Annotated in this window: 12 protein-coding genes; 11 read left to right on the forward strand and 1 reads right to left on the reverse strand. The window is 53.3% G+C overall.

The genetic code is table 11. The features are described from left to right. Positions 1–140: 140 nt before the first annotated feature. From Pr1d_RS01915 to Pr1d_RS01965, 11 genes are all read left to right on the forward strand, one after another. On the forward strand, positions 141–1,376 hold the full coding sequence (locus Pr1d_RS01915; protein WP_148071939.1) for an Lpg1974 family pore-forming outer membrane protein: 1,236 nt from the start codon (positions 141–143) through the stop codon (positions 1,374–1,376). 212 nt (positions 1,377–1,588) lie between these two features. Next, positions 1,589–9,646 (forward strand): choice-of-anchor Q domain-containing protein, encoded by an 8,058-nt coding sequence (locus Pr1d_RS01920; RefSeq protein ID WP_148071940.1) that lies wholly within the window; start codon positions 1,589–1,591, stop codon positions 9,644–9,646. A 222-nt stretch (positions 9,647–9,868) separates the two neighbouring features. After that, a complete protein-coding gene (locus Pr1d_RS01925) occupies positions 9,869–10,111 on the forward strand; it encodes a DUF6429 family protein (protein ID WP_148071941.1) in 243 nt (80 codons plus the stop codon). Between the two features lie 49 nt (positions 10,112–10,160). Continuing rightward, complete coding sequence (locus Pr1d_RS01930) at positions 10,161–11,327, forward strand: hypothetical protein (RefSeq protein WP_148071942.1); 1,167 nt, start codon at positions 10,161–10,163, stop codon at positions 11,325–11,327. 794 nt (positions 11,328–12,121) lie between these two features. Further along, a complete protein-coding gene (locus Pr1d_RS01935) occupies positions 12,122–13,900 on the forward strand; it encodes a hypothetical protein (protein WP_148071943.1) in 1,779 nt (592 codons plus the stop codon). A 475-nt stretch (positions 13,901–14,375) separates the two neighbouring features. Then, positions 14,376–14,843, forward strand: a complete 468-nt coding sequence (locus tag Pr1d_RS01940) for a phytanoyl-CoA dioxygenase family protein (RefSeq protein ID WP_390622079.1) — start codon at positions 14,376–14,378, stop codon at positions 14,841–14,843. Between the two features lie 862 nt (positions 14,844–15,705). Then, positions 15,706–16,566: a hypothetical protein gene (locus tag Pr1d_RS01945; RefSeq protein WP_148071945.1), complete on the forward strand. Its 861-nt coding sequence runs from the start codon at positions 15,706–15,708 to the stop codon at positions 16,564–16,566. A 28-nt stretch (positions 16,567–16,594) separates the two neighbouring features. Then, a complete protein-coding gene (locus Pr1d_RS01950) occupies positions 16,595–17,629 on the forward strand; it encodes a tyrosine-protein kinase family protein (protein WP_148071946.1) in 1,035 nt (344 codons plus the stop codon). Between the two features lie 22 nt (positions 17,630–17,651). Next, complete coding sequence (locus tag Pr1d_RS01955; RefSeq protein WP_148071947.1) at positions 17,652–18,473, forward strand: ExeA family protein; 822 nt, start codon at positions 17,652–17,654, stop codon at positions 18,471–18,473. 78 nt (positions 18,474–18,551) lie between these two features. Continuing rightward, on the forward strand, positions 18,552–19,304 hold the full coding sequence (gene larB / locus Pr1d_RS01960; RefSeq protein WP_148071948.1) for a nickel pincer cofactor biosynthesis protein LarB: 753 nt from the start codon (positions 18,552–18,554) through the stop codon (positions 19,302–19,304). Positions 19,305–19,324: 20 nt separating this feature from the next. After that, on the forward strand, positions 19,325–20,209 hold the full coding sequence (locus tag Pr1d_RS01965; protein ID WP_148071949.1) for an NAD(P)H-hydrate dehydratase: 885 nt from the start codon (positions 19,325–19,327) through the stop codon (positions 20,207–20,209). Between the two features lie 12 nt (positions 20,210–20,221). On the opposite strand, the gene Pr1d_RS01970 is transcribed toward Pr1d_RS01965, so the two are convergent. Beyond that, a complete protein-coding gene (locus tag Pr1d_RS01970) occupies positions 20,222–21,802 on the reverse strand; it encodes a Ppx/GppA phosphatase family protein (RefSeq protein ID WP_168205005.1) in 1,581 nt (526 codons plus the stop codon). Positions 21,803–21,909: the final 107 nt, after the last annotated feature.

Below are 21,909 nucleotides of genomic sequence, written 5' to 3' on the forward strand. Positions count from 1 at the left end.
GCAAGATGCCTGCTCCACGTGCTAGCACTGCCCGCGTTGCGCTATTCAAGTGTCTTGACACTACCTTATCGAAGTTCCTATAACTCTGCCGCTCTATAGCGGGCACAGGTTCTCTTCTTCTCTATCAAGTGTGGCGACAAATGTCCCGATTCTTGCGCATCATTTGCCTACTGCTAGTCTCACAGGCAACCTTCGCAACGAACACACGCGCACAGAATCAATCTGCGCAGCCGGTACTTCCCTATGGTAGTACGCCAGTGATGCAAGTTGCTCCGGACGGAGTGGTCCATCTTGACGGTCCCTATGCGAATTACTCGAACCCACAGTATACAACTCCAGCCCAAGCAGCCATCGGCCAACCGGTCGTGCCCCAACCTGTCTTAGGGACAGGGCAAGCGGGAGCTACAGCCGATACCTCGTTTTCTAACTACTTGTATAATGCTCCGATTCCACCTCAGTTTGATCATCGAACTGGTTTCTATGGTGATTTTCTGTTTCTCAGACCTCGTAATGCGGAAGTGGCCTATGCCTTGCCGATCGACGGTCCCGTCTTGCCCGTTCTCGGCAATGAAGTACCTATAGGTTCGACGGCCGTGGTCGACTTTGGTTATGAACCCGGGTTCCGTGCAGGAGGCACCTGGTGCTTGAGCGCAGAGAGCAGCCTCGCTGTCCAGTATTCTCAATTCAGCAGCAACGCTTCTGACTCCGCTTCGATCAACCCGGCGGACGGCGTGTTGCGTTCGTTGGTCACTCACCCACTTGGTGCCAATGCGGCCACCGATGCCTTGAGTGCGAATGCTTCTTCATCTATTGACTACCAATTGATTGATGGAGACTATCGGGGTCAAATTGTAGGACGCGAATCGTGCGAAACCATGTGTGCTAGCGCCCTGAACTTCATCCTCGGCGGTCGCTATGCCACGATGGATCAAGATTTTGGTGCCAATTTCGTTGCCGCCGGTACGACGTCGGTCAACACCAATATCAACTTCAATGGAGGTGGTATCCGCTTCGGACTGGAAGGGGAACAACACAGAACCTCCCGAGGACTCTTCGTCTATGGACGTGGCGTCACCAATATCTTGGTTGGCGAGTTCGACGCGAGCTATCGACAATCGAATACCTTCGCCGGGAATCAAGCCTTTACGGATTGGTCGGCAGGCAGAGTTGTGCCTGTAGTTGATTTGGAAGCAGGGATCGGTTGGGTCGGCCCGATGCGACGGTTTAAGGTGTCAGCTGGGTACATGGTCAGTGCCTGGTTCAACGTCGTGACTACGGACGAATTCATCCAGGCCGTCCAGCAGAGCAACTTCGTCGATCCGAGCGGAACACTCACGTTCGATGGTCTCACAGCCCGAGTTGCTTGGGAATTTTAGTATGCAAATCGTAGCTGGATTTGCTTTCCTGAGACTCTGTCGTCTCCCAGGGGGAATTTCGCATCCCCATATTCCTCGTCAAAATGCTTGCTATTGGCTCCATACCCTCTTAGGATGATGGCTATTGTCTTGCCCCAAGGGAATCGTATTCCTGCACGGGCATAGAGACTTATTCATCGCTTGATAGACTTCTAAGAGTGGGGACGTGTGGGATGCTGCGCTGGAAATCTCTGTTGACTGGTCGATTGACCAAGGGCATCCGTCGCAAGCAGCCCTCAGATTCTCTCAAGCCGCGTCGGCTAGCCACTGAGATGCTCGAAGATCGGCGGATGCTGGCGGCGGTCTCGGTATCAAATGTCTCCGAAGTGGTTGACGGTACCGTCACCTCAATCGGCGCATTGATTTCGAACCCAGGTACGGATGGCACGATTTCTCTCCGCGAAGCGATTCTCGCGGCTAATGCCACAACTGGTGCGGATGAAATCACATACGACCCTATCGTTTTCGCTTCGGCGCAAACGATCCTAGTCAGCAGTCAGTTGCCCACGATCAGCGATGCGTTGACCATCACTGGTCCCACTGCGGGGGGAGTCACTCTGGATGCCGACGGGGGCAATTACCGCATATTTCTGATTGACGACGCAGACGCAAACAATCAGATCGATGTCGAGCTGAGGAATCTCACTCTGACAGGCGCCAATTTGGTCAGCTTATCTGAAGTCGGCGGAGCGATTTTCAATCGCGAGAATCTGACCATTGAGAGCAGCACCATCAGCGGTAATTCCTCCAGTTTTGGCGGAGGCATCCATAATTATTCTGGGAACCTCACAATCATCAACAGCACGTTGTCAGGGAATTCGGCCGCGTTTGGCGGAGCGATCTTCGACACAGGCTCTTTATCAGTTGAATACAGCACCATCACCAACAATTCCGCAACCGACGGTGGCGGTGGAATCGATCACGAGGTCAGTGACTCATTCACCATTTCTCACAGTATTGTGGCAGGCAACACCAGTCCAATGGGAACCGACGTCATAGACGTATCGGGATCTGTTAGTGGTTCATTCAACCTGATCGGCGACGGCACAGGTCTCACGGGCATCACCAATGGCATCAACGGCAATATGGTCGGCACCGACACCAATCCAATTGACCCACTTCTTGAACCCTTAGCCGACAATGGCGGACCGACGCTCACACGCGCCTTACAGCCAACGAGCCCGGCAATCGACATGGGCGATCTGGCAATCACCACTCCCCCAGATTTCGATCAACGGGGCACGGGGTTTGATCGCGTAGTCAACGGTCGCATTGATATCGGTGCGTTCGAAGTGCAGATTGATCCGTCGCTCTTCATTGTGACCACGCTCGACGACGAACAGATCGATAATGGATTGGTTAGCTTGCGCGAGGCGATCGCGAATGCGAATAATTCTGCTGGTGCCCAGGAAATCACGTTTGATCCGTCGCTTCTCAATGGTAGCCTGTCCACGCTTGACCTGGACATGGGTGAATTGACAATCACCGAGGCCCTTACAATTACCGGACCCGGTGCTAACCTGCTTTCCATCGATGCCGATCAAGGTTCGCGTATATTCAACATTGATGGCGGGATCGCCAGTGATTTCGACGTAACATTTGCTGGGCTTACTCTCACTGGAGGTAAGACAACCGCTGCGAACGCTGACCGTTCGGATACAACTAACAATGGGGGGGCGATACGTTCGATTACTACTGGTGATCTGACGATCAATGATTCTAGTCTCAGTAACAACAGCGTAACGGGTACCTATTCCGGAGGGGGCGCGATCTTTGCCCTCTTTAATATTGCACTCAACAACACAACCGTGAGTAACAATTACACCGGAGGGATACACGGCAACGGGGGTGGATTTTCCGCCTTCAACGTGACTTTGACCAACTCGACGGTCAGTGGCAACCACACCAAGGGAGCATATGCCTATGGGGGCGGGATCCACTCCTATGATAGCGTCACGCTAACCAATTCGACTGTCAGTGGTAACTACACCAATGGTGAATTTGCCACGGGCGGTGGGGTCTATTCCAACAATGATACCACGTTGACCAATTCAACGGTCCGTGACAATCACACCAAGGGAGCCGATGCGTATGGAGGAGGAATCCTGGCCTTTGAAAGGGTAATCCTGACGAACTCAACGGTCAGTGGCAATTACACCCTGGGAGATAGAGCCTATGGCGGTGGGTTCGTCGCCTACGGCCAGGTGACCTTGAATAATTCGACAATCAGTGGCAATTACACCACCGGCACTGATGCCGACGGGGGAGCGATCTGGGCAGTTGAGAATATTACTCTGAGCAACTCGACAGTTAGTGGCAACAGCACCCGGGGAACAGGGGCCAATGGTGGAGGGATTTGGGCAGAAATCGGAACCACGCTGAACAATTCCATCTTGGCTGGCAATTCTTCTACAGGTGTTGAGGCAGATTTGCAATCTGACAGTGGCGATGTCACAGCCAACTTCAGTCTGATCGGAACCGGGATTAGCCCCAGTTCTGGTGGCAACAATGTGGTTGTGGATGATCCACTACTTGAATCCCTCGCCGACAATGGAGGTCCAACATTCACACGTGCTCTGCAGCCAACGAGCCCCGCGATCGACGCGGGCGATCCGACCTTTACCACGCCACCCCAGTTCGACCAGCGCGGCACGGGTTTCCCACGGGTGCTCGATGGCAATGGGGACTCGATAACCAGAATCGATATCGGCGCGTATGAGTTTCCCGCAGCTCCACCAACGCCGAAAACCGTCTCTCTCGATAGCTCTCTGAATCTCGTTATCACCGACCTTCTCGCTGGAGGCGCAAACGACCAGATCGACTTGTCGGTCGTCGGATCCAATCTTGTGATCGCAAATCCCAGCCAACCGATGACCACCGATATTTCCGGTGCGTCGAACAACGGCCCGAATGAACTACTCATTCCTCTTTCTGCGATTGTCGGCGGCAAAGCAATCGTCAACTCCCTCGAAGGCGATGATACACTCAGCGTAAAGACCTCTGTCACTGCCGCTGGACTCGCCGTCGAATTCGACGGCGGCACAGGAAGCGATGGCCTGGCCGTCATGGGGACAGGTACTGAAATCGCAACCTACACACCCGACGCTTCGACAACGGGCGACGGCGTCGTAGATGTTGGTGGTAGAGAAATATCCTTTGCCAACCTCGCGCCGGTGGACATCAGCGGCATGATAACCGCTCAATTGAATCTTCCCGGTGCCAACGACATCTTGACCGTTGCCGAGGGCGTAGATTTCGTCTCCGGCGGAACCAACCAAGCCTTGCGAGTGAGTGGCACCAGCGGCGGCGTGACCATCGAGTCCGCCGCGTTCTGGGACAATCAGTCTCTTAGAATCAACACCGCATTGGGAACCGATGGGGATGATACGATCACGATCTCATCAGCGGCCAACGCCCATCTCAACCAGTCACTCTCCCTCAGAACCGGTGCCGGAAATGACCATGTGAACCTCAATGGCCCAGCCCATTTCTCAATGATCGCCGAGATAGAAACTCACGATATCTCACTTGAAGGGAAATTCTCCGCCACAGATTATGTCGAATTGATAGCATCGGGTGCAATCGTCGATGCTATCAACAACTCCGATATAAAGGTCGAGGCCCAATCAATTGTTCTCGAAGCGGGAGAAGGGGTTGGCACGGCTGCAAATGCGATCGAAACTGCCACACAGGAGCTGTTTACCTTGAACACTCTGAGTGGCACGATCCATGTAGTGAATCTCGGGGCCTTAGAAGTGACAGGGTTGGAAGCCGTTGGAGCTGCAATCATCGAGGCTACTAGCCCACTCACGATTTCAGGCAACATCACTGTCGGCGCTGACAGCACGTTCACGGCCACTGATTCCTCCGCAGCAGGAGACGACCTCACGATTGCGAGCGGTGTCACCATCGACGCCAACGGCAGTGAACTCACGTTTAACGCGGGAGACAATTTTGATTTCGCAGCCGGAGCTTCGATTATTGATGGTGCTAATGTGACCGTGAATGTCGACACGCCTGACGCCGACGCTCCCGATGTCGGTTCGTCGGTCACTGTTCTGGGCACCATCACGGCCATGCAGTTGACACTCAATGGGGGAGAAGACGAGGATTCATTCCTCATCGTTCCGAGCGTTGATACCCCCATCCAAGTCAACGGTGGCAATCCCACCACTGCCCCCGGCGATCGCCTCATCGTAGAACAGTTAGGTGGCATTGCCGACGCGGTCGTGCCAGCCGGATCTCCAACCAGTGGCACAATCAGCTTCTCTGCAGGCAGCCATCAAGCGATCATGTTCACAAGCATCGAATCACTGCTGGCTGGGATCTTCGTGGTCGACACACTTGTCGATGAAGACGATGGCGACTTTTCGGTCGGTGATCTCTCACTCCGTGAAGCCATTGGCTTGGCCAATAGCGACAGTGGGCCCGACAGAATCACATTTGCTCCTGCACTCAACGGCGGCACGATTGATCTCACTCTTGGAGAACTAGAGATCACCGATGAACTGACTATAGCAGGTCCGGGAGCTAGCCTGCTCACCATCGACGCCCAGCAGGACTCTCGCATATTTAACATCAGCACCACTACCGGTGACTTTACGATAGAAGGGCTAACCCTCACGGGTGGGAAAACGACCGGCGACAATGCGGACTTCTCAGATACGACCAACAGTGGTGGAGCGATCCGTTCTCGCACCACTGGTAATCTCTCGATCAACGACAGCACGATTACCGGCAACAGCACCGAAGGAAGGTACGCCCTCGGCGGCGGTATCTATGCCTACAATGTGACGCTGACCAATTCGACGGTCAGCAGCAACAGTACTGCAGGAGAGCTTGCCTTCGGCGGAGGGATCGCGGCGTATTTCAATGCAACCTTGACCAACTCGACTATCAGCGGAAACACCACATCGGGAGCAAGTGCGCGCGGCGGTGGAATCTACGCATACTATTTGGCGCTGACCAACTCAACGGTCAGCGGCAATAGCACCACGAATGACTACGCCGTGGGCGGCGGCCTTAATGCATACAATGTGACACTTACCAATTCGACCGTCAGTGGAAACAGCACAGGAGGAGGGAATTCAAGAGGCGGTGGGCTTTATGCCTCCACGGCAACACTGACGAACTCGACCGTCAGTGGCAATAGCACAGCAGGAATCTTCTCCGATGGGGGTGGCATATTTGCCAACAATGCCACCGTCAACCACAGCACGATCACCGACAACCATGCCATGAGTTTTTCGGCAGCGGGTGGCGGCGTGTCCGTAGGGAACGACCTCTCTATCGATCACTCGATCATTGCCGACAATACGGATGGAGGCGGAAATCCCGATCTGCAACCTGGATCGGGTGCTCTCTCGGTAGACTACAGTCTGATTGGCGACACAAGCGGCACAGGGATCAACATCTTAACTGGCACTGGCAATCTGCTTAATATCGCGGCAGATCTATTCCCGCTGGCAGATAACGGTGGCCCGACTCAGACGCATATTCCCATGCCCACCAGCCCCGTAATCGATGCGGGCAGATCGGATGCTTTTCCCGGGGTAGATGGCGTACCAGAGTTTGACCAACGAGGTATTCCGTTTGTCCGGGTTCGAGATGGCAACGGAGATTTGGCGTCTCGCATCGACATTGGAGCAACTGAGGTTGAGAACCAACTCAACGGCCCCCAAGTAATCGGCCTCGCTATCAGTGACAATACTTCAACAGTTGACGTCTTTGCTCCGAAAGGTCCGACACTCGTGGGGCGCACTTTGGAGATCAAAGTTCGCGATTTGCCACCTCGGTCCAACGCGGCAGACGCTCCTGCCGTGGATTTTGCGTTTGCGAGCAACAAGGCACTATATTCACTGGTAGGCGATCACACGGGTAACATCGCCATTGCAAGCGTTCAAGTCGTCCCTGACCCCATTACCGTGGGACAACCGGCGACTGCCACCATCCGGCTCCTCTTTGCGGACCCGTTGCCGGATGATCGATTTACCTTGACTGTCTCCGATTCCGTTCGTGATCTGGATGGCAATCTGCTCGACGGTGAGTGGAATGCTGCGGAGCCCCTCACACCTGGCTTCCCCAGTGGCGACGGCGTGCCGGGCGGAGACTTTGTTGCTCGGTTCACGATTGATTCGCGACCCGAGATCGGTGTCTACGGCGCCGGCCAGATCTTTATCGATGCCAATGGGAACTCGACGTTCGATCCAAATAATGCCGATCCATCGAACTCTGATTTGGTGTTCCTGCTCGGCTATTCGTTGGATTCTATATTCGCTGGCAATTTCGTCGAGAGTAGTGCGGATGCCGCCGATGGCTTCGACAAGCTGGCCGTTTACGGCCGCGATGGCAATCAATGGCGATGGCAAATTGATATCGACAACGATGGCCTTCCTGACATAGTGAGAGACGAGCCACTCAACATCAATGGCATCCCCTTCGCGGGTAATTTTGATGGGGACGATAGCAACGGCGACGAAGTTGGTGTCTTTGATGGGACGAGTTGGTACTTCGACATGGACCACGACTTTCAACTTGATAGTGCTTCCAAACTGACGATCTCGAACCTCACGGGCTATCCCGTTGTCGGTGATTTCAATGGAGACGGGTTCGACGACCTGGGTACCTACGATCCTTCGCCTGGCAACAACCAGTTCTCGCTTGCACTCGCCACAGGAGCGAACACTTGGTCTACCACCTTGCGAACGTCGCGGGTCGGTACGCTGGGGAGCTTTACCGGCTTCGCTGGTGTGCGGGAGCGACCCGTCGCCGCCGATATGAATGCCGATGGCGTGGATGACCTCGGCCTGTGGGTGCCCGATGGCAGCATGCTCACTCCAACTCAGCAAGCCGAGTGGTTCTTCCTATTGTCCGACGATGACCCGACAACTATAGCCGTTGAAAACAGCATCGCCGATCGCTTCACCGCAGGAGGAGGGTTTGTGCCCTTCAGCACAGTTCCCTTCGGCAATGATTTGTTCTTCCAGTTTGGTAACCCCTACATGCTGCCGATCGTTGGCAATTTTGATCCTCCTGTTTCCCCGGGCATTGATTCTACGCCTACTGCCATTACACGGCCGGATGAGACGCAGTTGGCATCTCAGCTCGACAATGAGCTTTTGCCTGGCAATTCCGTAGAGCCAAAGGACGAGGAGCCTACTGGAGGATTGGCAGAGGTTTCGCCTGAACTTGAAGAAGCTAAGTCGACCACATCCAAAAGTGCCGAGACCGCAATTCTAGTCTCCTCTGACAAGAACATGACTAGATTCTTGGCAAGACGCGCCTTGTCGAAACAGGTCAATCAACCACAGCCATTTAAGCCGGTGGAAGAAGTCACCTTCGGTGCCTCGATTGTGGTCGCGCAACCTAAGGCCTCGATTCCCGTTGTAAAGCCAACCGTTGAAGCGAAGAAAACGGAGGACCAAGAACCGATCGAAGTAGCCGCTGTCGAAGAAACCCCGAGCGAACCAATTCCAGTGATATCGCTCTCGCCGGAACTCGAAGAGCCTGCTCCAGTCGTCACGCCTACTCGTACAGGTATCGCATGGCCTTCCATCTTCCGACGCAAGTCGACGGAAACAATAGCTGAGGCTACCGGCACGGAATCTCCAATAAGCGTCCAGCGGCAAGTCGTGATATCTGCTCCAACCGCACCTCCATTGGAAACGCGCGTTATTATCCCCAGTGCTGTAGAGGTATCTCCAGAACCCGTACCAGATTCCAGTCCGCGAATTAGCTATGCAAGTTCTTTTCGCTCAGTTGTCGCCACCAGAACACGTACTGCCGCAATACCCCCAATTCAGAACCGCATATTGCAACCAGAATCTCTTCCCGCGCAGCAAGAATATGTTACTGCTGACACTCAAACCCCTCTCGCCTTAGAGACTCTCGTCAGCCCGAAAGCAGCGGTAGTGACGAACACTCCGGTTGCGAGTCCGAGTACCTCAGGCGATTTGCTGCAGACCAGTGCTGCAGCACTCCTTTCTTTCAGATTGACAACGTCTCCCATTGACAAACCCGCACTACGAGACGTTTCGCCTCGCAACCTCATCAATGAGAAACTAGCAATACTTGATTTGGCATTCTCCAAGCGATCCCACGCAAACGAGGAATTGGCAACTCTTCTCGCGAAAGAGCACGTCGTCGAACACCAAGAGCAGAATCTCCGTGGCACTGCTCTGGACCGCTGGTCACCGGCCCGCTCTGCGAGGGAGAGATGGCTTTCTTTCTGAAATAGACAAAGCACAGAGCCCGGCACACGGACAATCGGAGCCATGCAACTAGCCGCCGGTCGACGACCGGCAGGTCTTTGCCCAGCATTCGCATTCTTCCTCAGAACGCCAGGCGAATCCAGTTTGGCTCCAACCTGCTAGCTAGAGAGCTTTTCGACTTGGCCTAAATTGGTAAAATCGAAGTGCGGGGCAAGTCAAGTCACCCAACTCGTAGGGCCTCCAATGCGATGCGACGAAGACAAAGTGAACGATGCGGTGCTGGCACTGCTCATGTTAACAGCTCACGAGGAAGGAGAGTTTGCTGCAAGAGCTTGGAAAGGCCACGATTGGGATGTCCTCAATCGACTCCACGAGAAAGGATTCATTGGCGATCCAGTATCCAAAGCGAAATCGGTCCTTCTCACGCCCGCAGGTTTGGCCAAAGGCCGGAAGCTATTTGAAGAACTTTTTGCAAAACCTTCCTAAAGCTTCACACTGACGCTTTACTTTGGCCCATTTGACAGGAGGTCCGTCGGTGAGTGAATACCAACACGTCGAGTTTCGAGCAGTCGACCGCCCTCTAACCGACACAGAGTTGGCCTACGCTAGAAAACAATCCAGTCGTGCCGAGATTACTTCTTGGTCTTTCCAAAACTTCTATACCTTCGGCGACTTCCATGGCAATGTGCAGGGCATGCTACGGAGAGGATACGATATCTTTCTCCACTACGCGGACTTCGGCATTCGCACGATAGCGATACGCTTGCCTAACGGCCTCCCCTTCGCGGAGAAACTTTGGTCACAATATATCGGTAGTGGAGAGCTAACATGGTCTCCCGATCCACGAGGCAACGGTGGAATTCTGACTCTTGATCCCTACCACGAGCCAGGCGAGCTTGACGATTTGTGGGAGTTCGAAAAGTACTTGCGATCGGCCATTGAGATTCGCAAGAGGATTCAGTTGGGGGATCTCAGAGCGCTTTATCTGCTTCGACTTATTACGTTGATCGACAGTCAAGAGGAACCGCTAGAGACGTTAGAGCCACCCGTTCCAGCTGGTCTAGGTGAGATTCCCAAGGACTTCCACACTTTCCTGGATTTTTTCGGACTCGATTCATTGCTAATTTCAGCTGCCGCAGAAGTCTCACCCGAGCAACCAAATACCCATTCGCAGGAGAAGCTCATCGAGCAATGGGTGTCTTCCCAGGATGAATCGGATGCGAAGTCCTTGCTTCACACATTCTTGACGCGTGACCCAGTAGCCGTCAAAGCCGAAACGATAGCTAAGGCCTTGAATGGTAAGAACAATGCTGGCTGGCCCACTGTCTCTCCAAGCCGTACCGGCCTGGAACTGCTCACTCGAACCGAGCAACTTCGAAAAGCTCAGAATGAGAAGGAACGTGAGAAACAAGCTGCTGCCGAGAAACGCAAAGCCGCGAAGCAAGCTCAGGACCGTAAGGAGCGGATGGAACTGATGGTCAAAGACCCAAACAAGTGGCTCCGCAAGGTTGACAAACTAGTGAAGGCACGAGGAATACACAATTACGAAACCGCTGCAGAGACACTGGATGAGTTGCGGGAAGCCCTAGCAGACAAAGATGGCAAGCGAATAACACACCAACACGCTGCCCATTTGGCTCAGAAGCACCCAACCTTGAACCGGATGAAGTCTTCGTTACGCAAGCGTGGTCTGCTGGATTGAAGCATGCTGTTCGGCACCTGAGGTTGTCCAGTTGTGGCGAAAGCTATCGTTTCTGCTTGAAATGGGGGATGCATTACCGTTTATGGTCGTGATGGATAAATCGAAAACTCGCTTCTGACATCCAAGGAACTAGACACGATTACAAATCTGCTCAAATCACTTGCTGCTGCGAGCGAGGACGAGCTTGACAGCGGACGATGGACAAAAAGGGTACAGCATAAGGGTAAGTGCCGAAATCGTACGCGATCGATACCGAATCTACTCGACCCTACCGATCATCAAGAGTAGATCCGGCGCGGGAAGATGCCGGATCGATGCACACGATCGCGAAGTGCTCTCCACCGACTTGCTCTGCCCGCGGCTGATGACGCCATTGGGTTTCTGCAAAATTTGATACTGACGAGGTTTCGATTTTCGACTCGTGCGACGACTGGTTCGAAAGTAATGAAGCAACGGAGTACTCCAGATGAGAGAAGGTGGGAAATCCATCCCCACAAGATCTCAGATTGCCGATTATTCCCAGAATAAGTTTCTTGGGAGGCTGAAACAGCGTAGCCGTGAAACGCTGAGGGGAGTTAGAAATAGCGTCCACCAGAGGAGTTGGAAATACGTTCTACTGTTGTCGGCAATGGACTCTATCGTAGCAGAGTCAGAGACTTAGGCTGTACTCTTAGCCTTGCTTTTCTTGTTGGCACATCAATTTATGGCTATAATCGCACAGAGTACTAGGAATAGGGAACAACTGTTGGCAGGCAAAGATCAGACGATAGTCCACATTTGCAAATGGCTTCTCTATGCGAATTCACTCTTGGCTTTTGGTTGGCGCGATCTGCTTTTTACTCATGCTCCCGTCAGCTCAAGCTGAATTCGACACGATTATTAATGCTCCGCCTGACACAGTCCCCACGTCGATTGACTCTAACACGCAGCTGAATCTTTCTGAGGGGGGCGCCATCGGCAGCTTGTTTCATGCGGGGCACTTTCATGGCACAAGCACTAATGTTGAAGTCAACATTATGGGTGGGACTGTTGATGATTATCTACGGGCGTACAACGGCAGCACAGTCAATATTTCAGGCGGATCAGTTGGCAACCATTTTGAATCCTATGCAGGCAGTGTAGTCAACATCACTGGAGGAACGGTTGGTCGTTCTTATGACGCCTCCTTGAACTCATTGCTCAATGTTTCGGGCGGAAGTGTCGGGACAGAATTTACTGCCGGATTTAGTAGCATTGTCAATATCAGTGGAGGTTCATTCGACGAACGGTTCATTGCCAAAGATAGTTCTAAGGTCCGGTTGTCGGGTGGTACGTTCGGTCGCAATTACAATTTTTCGGTTAGGGTCGAAAGCGGCAGCGAATTCACCCTTGTGGGTAACGAGTTCAGAGTAAATGGCACTCCGCTTACCGGCCTCGAAACACTTGGTACTTCGCTTCAGCTAGACCTGACGGATTCCGACCTGCTCAGTGGCATCTTTGCTGATGGCACCCCATTCGCCTTTCACCGCCGCGATGACAGCTTCGCGAGTGGAACTCTCCATCTCGAATCAGCGACTATTCCTTCCATCGGCCCCGCCATTGTGAATGCATCCACAGACCCCCTTCCTTTAGGTATACGCAACGGCCAAACCCTTTGGGTACGAGACGAAGCCGTGGTTCCCCACAGCTTCAATCTGGGACTGGGTAGCACTTTATTAATTGAAGGAGGCGCCTTAGGTAGAAACCTTGAAGCAGTGGATGCTACCGTCAACATCCTGGGCGGTTCCGTGGGAGATCGCTTTGATGCTCTTGCTGGTTCAGCCGTGAATGTTTCTGGTGGATCGATTGGTGACTACTTTTTTGCGAGGGATAGTACAGTCACGGTAGCCGGCGGTACCATTGGCAGTTTTTTTCGAGCTGCCGATTCAACCGTTGATGTTTTCAGTGGCTCGCTTGGGCATAACACTTCTGCCGAGGAGGGTAGCGAAGTGCGATTCATCGGTGGCGAAGTTCCTGGTCGCTACATTGCAGGCGGCGGAAGTACGACAAGTATTGCTGGTGGTCTCTTCAATGAGATGGCAGAGTTTCTTGCCTACGAAAACAGCTCTGTACACCTATACGGCACGCAGTTCGAGCTGGATGGTCAGGATATCACGAGCTCGCTTACTTATGGTTCGCAGGTTACGATATTCGATCGTGATGTTAGGCTCACTGGACTGCTGGCTGACGGTTCGCCAATAACCATCGACCTCTATCTCGAAGGTGGTTCGGGAGCGGACATCTTTAGTCCCAATGCTCAGTTGACGATTACCCTCATCAAACCTGGCGACTTCGACCAAAACGGTGTCGTCAATGCCGACGACCTTACTGATTGGCGGAGTGCGTATGGCACAACTACCTCGAACCCGTTCAACAGCGGTGATGGTGACGGAGATCGAGATGTCGACGGAAGTGATTTTCTCGTTTGGCAACGGCAACTTGCAAGTTACAACCTGGCACTTTCCAATGATACAGTTCCTGAGCCGACTGCATTAATGCTCGGTATTTTTGCTGCACTCGTGATGATTTCCTCCCAAAGAGTTAGTCTTTTTTGACTCTGTGTGATTGAAGTTCTTTGCAATCTTTTCTATCCGTAAACTTTGGATTAGCTGTTGATGGCATCGATACTACCGCAGCGATCATCATAATAGGGACTGATTTAGCCGAAGGAGATTATCCTGTGCCTGCGTGAAACTCCGATGCAGCGACGGTGGGAATCTTTCTTACCAACAACAGGCTGTTTCTAAGTCGCATTGCTTAGTGGTTTTGTTAGAATTACAGTGAACTCATCGTGACAATTGGTAACCAATCTGAGGTAGCTTCATTACCAGCCAAGAAACAAAACCACTCGCAGAGGGGTTCTCATTAATTGAGAACTGCTACTCACAAGTAGAGTGTGACTCCATAATTGCACAACTGGAAACGTTCACTGGTGCGGGTACGCGTTGTCTCCTAGACAACGGTTGGTGCCAAGCACTATCGAAATCACTCAAAAACCGATTGGCTGCCTCAATACCAGATATTGAACCGATGGTCGCGGTGCAGTGCACCTTCTTCAATAAATCGCCGACGAGCAACTGGTTCGTAGCGTATCACCAAGATCGCAGCATTCCGGTCGCTTCGTACGTATCCCGGAAAGATTGGCCCGGTTGGTCACTGAAGGAGGGGATGACCTTCGTTCATGGTACTGACGAGTTGCTGTCAGACATGGTCGCCGTAAGGCTGCACTTAGATGATTCCACTCCAGACAATGGCCCTCTTCGTGTAATTCACAACTCACACCGCGATGGCACCCTCTCGCCCCACGATATTGATTTGATTCGTGAATCTTCGGAAGAAATTCAACTGACCGTTGAAAGAGGTGGCATCGTCGCCTTTCGCCCGCTCCTGCTTCACGCGTCATCGAAATCCCGTGCAACGGACAATCGTCGCATCCTTCATTTTTTGTTCGGTCCATCTGAGCTCCCGCACGGGCTTAAATGGAGACGCATTGTGTAACCCCGCGACCAATCGGATGTGGTGGCCCAGTGAACAAAAGGTTATACTGTAGTTATTCAAATAGAGTAATACTTCCCCTTCCCTCTTCCCCTATTCTTATCCAGTTGCCAACGTGCGAGGCTGGCTAGTTGGCGCTATACGGCTGCTCTTCCATAGATGGCCCAAAAATTATTGTGGAATTTCTCTCCGGCATCTTGATAATGGTATGTGCGATATGTAATAGGAACGCACCACCGCCCGGTATCTCATGAGGGTATGCTCAAGCTAGGTCTGCGCGCTGCATGCGTTTGATGGTTTGGACGAGCTAGTAGCGGCCAGTTTGGTGGGATTCTGTTTACAGAACCTCGCCGCTCGGCAAGTAACGAGATTCGTGTAAGTCTTGACCAGCCAACAAGTTGAAGCCCAACGGACAGACACAACGAGAGGGGGTTTTGTTTTGTAGAAATAGTTTCGACAAAATGTGCGAGGACAAAACCCTTCCCGCGGTGCGCAGGATTGAGAAAGATTCGTGAGATTTACACTGTCCGCTCATCGAACTCGTGCAAGGAGAAGATCCCCAAAACTGAAACGTCGCCTCTTCCCTCCCCGGCCGCTACCGCGTCCAACCCTCCCGGAGGGAGGGTACTGGGAATCACGACTCTGGAACCCGCCACAATGCATGACTACTGACAAACCGCTGCCTGCTTATACGCGCCGGAATTGCTAGCACCTTACCCTCAATCTCTCGCTAATCGAAGCGACCCTCAAGGTCGTTAGATTGTGCACCGATAGATAGGACTAGCGAGTGCCGTCGTAAGAATGGCGGTGCTAGCTATTGGTCTCCTTTCACGCAAGCGTTCCTGTTGAACAAGGATGGATCGACGTGGCAATTCCTCGACGAACCCAAGCCGTACCACTGACTAGGTCAACAGACCGTCCTGCGTACTTGGCCGATTTACCCCATGTGGGTGAGAAACTGGCCTCGAATCGCGAACAGCGAACTCTGCCCGCAGCTACCAGCAGCTCAGAGCAACCTACCGTTTCAACGCACCCTGCTTTTGCAGAAATCATTGCGTTGGATCGCGGCAGATCTCACCCAGTTGCCCCTGGTTCGGTCGGGAAACTCTTTCTGGACAGAGCTCACGTCGCGGAGGACGACTATGAAGGATATGAAGCATCCGTTGACCGCAGACCGGCCGATCCGCAGCCTTCGCGGCAGCATCGGCGAGGTTGGCGAAGACTTTTCTCGCAAGCTCACAACCTATTGGCGCCTTTTGCAGGACTCATCGTTACACTGGCATTGCTGACCTCTGCGGGGCTTTTATTTTGGCTCATATCGCGTGGACAACCGGCAGAACTGGATCTAAGGGACCTAGAATACTATGACGGCGCCCTCAGCATCCAAATAAGTGAATCCGAGCCAGCGTCATCGGCCATCCCAGCCGATCAAGCACTTGAGGCAACCGAGGCAGTTCAAGAACCAACCGGCGCCACACAAGCGGCAGCACCAGTTGAGAAACCAGTCGAACCGATTGTCGAAGAGAGCGTCCAAGCCTCCTCGCCCGATGTAACGGCTTCGATTCCCTTGGGGCAAATCAGCTTCCCAACCACAAGTACTCCGTTCGCATTCGACTACAGCAAGGCTTTCGATACGGCTACTGCGGAGTCCTCGGAAAAGTTTCATGGACTGCCAGAAGTAGCTGAGCGCGAGAATTCCTCCGCAGAAAACTCCGTTGCCCGTTAATCACTTCGCCGTACTAGGAATTGACTCCATGAGCAACATCGATCAAGCGTTTATTAATGCGTATGCAGATCAATCGTCTGCAGTAGACCTACCGCGCAAACCACCCACCCATGGGACTCAGAGGCATCAGCCAAACGAAGCCGCTACGGTCCGGCTTTTTGGCAAAGAGGTTCATGACGGATCTTCCGTGCTTCGTTTCGACCCACCGAATCAGACATCTCAGCCAACGACCACGGTTGATGCAGCCAGACAACAAACGCTCTCTGCTGTGGCTGCAGCGCAGCGTGCGAGTTTTTCGAATGCCGATCAAAGCGAGGAAACAATTCTGCTCCCACCGTTAGGGAATGATCGGCGCCCCTTGTCAGCTTTCGCAGCACCCCCTCGGCCAGTGCAAACCGCATTCAGCCCTGCTTTCGAAGTGGATGGTTTCCAGTGGCCAGTGATTACCGATCAATTGCTAGTTTCCACGAAGGAGTCACTAGCGCCCATTGTAGACTCACTGCTGGCCAATGCTCAGAACGGGCACGCACTAATCGGACTGGTGGGAACGCAATCAGGAGTCGGCTGTTCGACTGTTACCATGTGCTTGGGAAGAATGATCGCTCAAACGGGTGCCTCATTGGCTGTCGTTGATGCGAATTTTTCTCTGGGAAATCTAGCATCTAGTCTTGGACTGGAATTCGATCAGGGATGGGAGCACGTGCTGACAGGCGAAATCCCGCTGGCCGAGTGTGCAGTTCATTCTCTCGCAGATGCCATGACGCTCATCCCTTTATGTGGGCCGGTTGAATCGTGCGAAGAACGTCTGGCAAGTATTCAAACTTCAGTGATCGCCGGAGTTCTCCGCTACCACCACGATATTGTCCTGGTGGATCTTGGCTCCCCTCTATCAACGCAGCAGGTTTCAGCAGTGCATAGCATGGTGGAACATTGCCGACTCGATACAACGATCATCGTGGCGCCGAGTGGAACGACCGATCCAGCGACAGCCGATAGCATCGAATCCTTACAAAAACTGCTCGGGACGACTTGCATGGGAGTGATTGGCAATCACTCTGCTTGATCCATCGACTAGAAAGTCTCTAATGTACGAAGAATACTGGCAGCTAGAAACAAAACCGTTTGAGCCGGCGAGCGATCGACGGTTTCTGTTCCCCTGCCCTGGCCATAGTTCCACGCTGCACAAACTACAATACACGGTAGAAAACCGCCGTCCTGCTGCCCTACTCGCGGGTGCCGCTGGCATCGGCAAGACTTTGCTATGGCACGCGCTGGTGGATCAACTTGGCGAAAAGCTTGGCAAACACGCCCACCTGGTATTTCCCTTGATGTCGCCACGGGAAATGCTCGCCTTTCTGGCTGAGCAGTTGGGCACTCCGTTGGGAGCCAATCGACCTAGCATCGAAGAAAGCTTATGTGCCTTAAGAACTGTTTTGGTTCAAAATCGAACGCAGAAAAAATTGGCGATCCTGGCCGTTGATGAAGCCCATCTCTTGGAGGACGCGGGACTTCTTGAGCCTCTGCGGTTGCTGATGAATTTGCGTGAGGAAGATGAATCTCTCTTCACGCTGCTACTTATAGGGCAGGTCGCCACAATTTCCACCCTGGAAAGGATGAACGACCTCGACGAACGGATAGAAATGAAAGTGCTGCTCAAGCCCTTCAGCAGCGAGGAAACCGCTGGCTACATCGAACATCGCCTCGTAGCAGCAGGAGCAACACGTCCTCTGTTCACACCCCAGGCACTGGAGACTGCTCACCAACTCACGGGCGGTATCCCTCGCCGGATCAATCGCTTGTGTGATTTGGCCCTTCTGGTGGGCTTTGCTGCCCAAGAAAGCCAGATTGATGACGCACAACTCCGCGCGGTCCAATCCGAATTGCTCACACTCGCTGCCGCGGCGTAGCAGGTGGTGAAGGCTTCCAGCCTGTATCGAGTATGGCAGCCTAGAAGCTTACCCCTTCGTTGCGGTAGACTGAACCGCATGGATGCACAACAATTAGTCTTGCTTGCGGGTCGGTTGGCGGCTTCAGAAATCTCTGCCGAGGAGTTCTTGCGCCAAGCGGGAAACCTGACCGGTCAATCCGCAGTTGCTACCGTCGATCTGAATCGTGCCGCTCGCTGCGGGTTTCCTGAAGTGATTTTCGGTCCGGGCAAGACGCCTGAGGCAATCAACGAAATTGCTGGGCGCCTCCTTGCTCACGACCAAAATGTCTTGGCGACTCGAATTGACCCTGCCAATGCCACCATGATTCTAGAGAAGTTTCCGGCTGCGAGATACAATAAGATCGCCCGCACCTTGCGCATCGACGCAAGCTCGCGCAATTCAGAGGTTGGCAACGTGGCAGTCATCACTGCAGGTACAAGCGACCTACCCGTTGCCGAGGAAGCCCGCGAAACGCTCGATTGGATGGGAGTTCGGGCGACTATGGTTCACGACGTGGGAGTAGCGGGGCCGCATCGCTTGCCGGAACGACTTGCGGAGTTTGCTGAGACAGATGCCATCGTTGTGGTGGCGGGCATGGAAGGAGCGCTGCCGAGTGTGGTGGGGGGCTATGTCCGCTGCCCTGTCTTTGCTGTTCCCACAAGCGTTGGTTACGGAGCCAATTTAGGTGGACTGTCAGCCCTACTGTCCATGCTCAATAGTTGCGCGAGCAATGTGGCCGTCGTGAATATTGATGCTGGGTTCAAGGCAGGGTACTTGGCGGGCCTTGTGGCTACTCGGAGGGATTACTAAGTCGCAGGTGGCTTTTTATCATGTCAATCATAGACGTTACATCCGACCCGATTCCACAACTCCCTCCTCGCAAGGCTGAGAGCCACAAAGGCTCCTATGGCCGCGTGTTGGTAGTCGGCGGTTCGCGCGGCAAGGCAGGCGCAGCGGCTCTTGCCGGGAAGTCTGCACTGCGGAGTGGTGCAGGATTGGTGACGGTGCTGGTGCCTTGCTCAATACAAGCGACTGTCGCCAGTTTTGAACCTGCCGTAATGACTATTGGCATGGGTAAAGTTAACTGTGACGAGCTATTGCAAGAATTCGAACCGGAGATCAGAGAACATGCCAGCGAGATGAACTGTCTCGCAGTCGGACCAGGGCTGGGGACTAACTCAAGTACCGTGCGGTTGGTCCAAGCGCTGTACCACCGTATCTCAGAAACTATGATCGTGGATGCAGATGCTCTCAATGCACTCTCCGCTTGGCGGGATGGCTTACAACATCCGAGCGGTCCGAGGATACTCACGCCCCATCCGGGAGAATTCAAGCGTCTCACCGGCGAGACTTGCGCAATTGAACCCACCGCAAGAGCGGAGCAGGCAGCCAGTTTGTGTCGCCGCGACTTAACCGGTCAAACGATCGTCGTGCTGAAAGGACATCACACGATTCTGACGGATGGCAATCGCGTCGCCTTCAATCAGACCGGCAACCCAGGAATGGCAACGGGTGGCACGGGTGACGTACTAACCGGTGTTATATCTGCACTTGTGGCGCAGGGCCTGACGTTGTGGGATGCAGCGCGGTTGGGAGTGCATGTTCACGGACTGGCGGGGGATTTGGCCACGGAAACGTTTGGGCAGGTGTCGCTGATCGCAAGTGACTTGCTGAATTCTCTGCCAGCAGCATTTAAGAAAAGCGAGAATCGCTAAAGAGTGAGTCTGCTAGACCTTTGCCGTGACCTGTCCCGCCCATTCGATTGCGAGTTCTGAGTCGTAAACCTTCTCGAACATCCCCAACCGGCGACGGGCAGCCCATAGATCAGTCTCTGGATATTCTTTGGCTTCGACGATCAATTCCAACAAATCATCCGCCATCCGAACCTCAACCTTTTCCACAGTTTGATTGTGGCTCCGATCCAGACCTCCCGCCAGCCGCAATACAGCGGCCATTCGCAACACACGTTGCTGATCTTCGTCACAGAGTCGGCGGAAATTCTCATGCTTTCTCTTAGGCAGCGCACCGCGGTGATATCGAGCCACATTGGCAATGATCTCGATCTCCTCAGGACGGAATCCTTCCAAATGACTGTGAAGGATGAGGTGATATGAATGTTTGTGATGACCGTCATAGTTGATGAGATATCCTACGTCTTGAAGACGAGCAGCAGACTCCAGAAGTCGGCGATCCTCACTGTCGATTTCGAAATGCTCACACAAGCCAGCATAGATCTCTCCTGCCAACCGGGCAACTTGTTGGGCATGTGCGAGTTCCACTCCGCAAGCTGAGGCAAAGCGTTCAAGCTGGGCATTGTCGTTGGCAGGAATATCCTGCCGTGTGCGTCCTTGCATCTCCTCAATCATCGATAAGAGCAAACCATCGCGTACTCCGAACGAATGGACTTGTAGCAAGTTCAACTTGAATCTCCGCATGACGCAATCGACGACTGTCATGCCTGGTACGATTATATCCGCGCGATCAGGGTTAAGCCCGGGAACCTCGCGTCGCTGTTTGAGAGACATTTTTCGCAAACGATCTATCAAATGCCGCAATTCAGCCCGTGGAATCTGACACCCCCCCACAGGTAGCCGCGACTGCCCCCTAGCAGCCATCACCATTCCCGCCAGGCTCGTAAAGGTTCCACCTGAACCGATCAAGAGGTGAAGTGGCGCCGAAGGTTTTTCTGTCGTCCTACGCAACTCACGATTTACCCAACGGACCATTCTCTTGAAATCGTCCCCGGCCAGTGCCTGACCACCGCCGAACTTCTCATTGAGTCGAACTGCACCCAGCTTGGTGCCATAGATGGCCTCGATCAATTCACCACTGGCAAGGACTAGCTCGGTGCTTCCCCCACCAATATCTGCTAACAGTGTGTTCTTGCCCGTCAGATCAAATCGTCGTCGCACACTGTGAAATGCCAGATGTGCTTCCTTCTGCGAGCTGATGACCTCTAACGTCAGGTTCAATTGTTCCTTGACGAGTTTGCAGAATTCAGCGCCGTTGGTGGCTTCTCGTACTGCACAGGTGGCGATCGCTCGCAAGTTCTCCACACTCAGACCTTGGACGATAGACAGAAAACGACGTAAGGCTGCCAGCGAGTCGGCGATCGACGCGTCATCAAGTTTCCCCGTAGACGCCAAAGATCTGCCGAGACGGGGTGTTTCTCGCTCTTCATCCAGCACCCTGTAGCGACCATCCGCCAACGCCTCGGCCACGACGAGCCGGATGCTGTTGCTACCGACATCAATTGCGGCCAGACGTGGAATAATATCGGAAGTTAGATAAGTTTGCTGTTCGGGCATTATTATTGTGACATCCTTGTGTGCTGATCCTAGAAAGAGCTTGACGATCATTTCTATTGAACGATAGCGACCTACCCAGTGCTATTAACAGCATAACATGCAATAAA

The sequence above is a fragment of the Bythopirellula goksoeyrii genome, assembly GCF_008065115.1.
Lineage (GTDB): Bacteria > Planctomycetota > Planctomycetia > Pirellulales > Lacipirellulaceae > Bythopirellula > Bythopirellula goksoeyrii.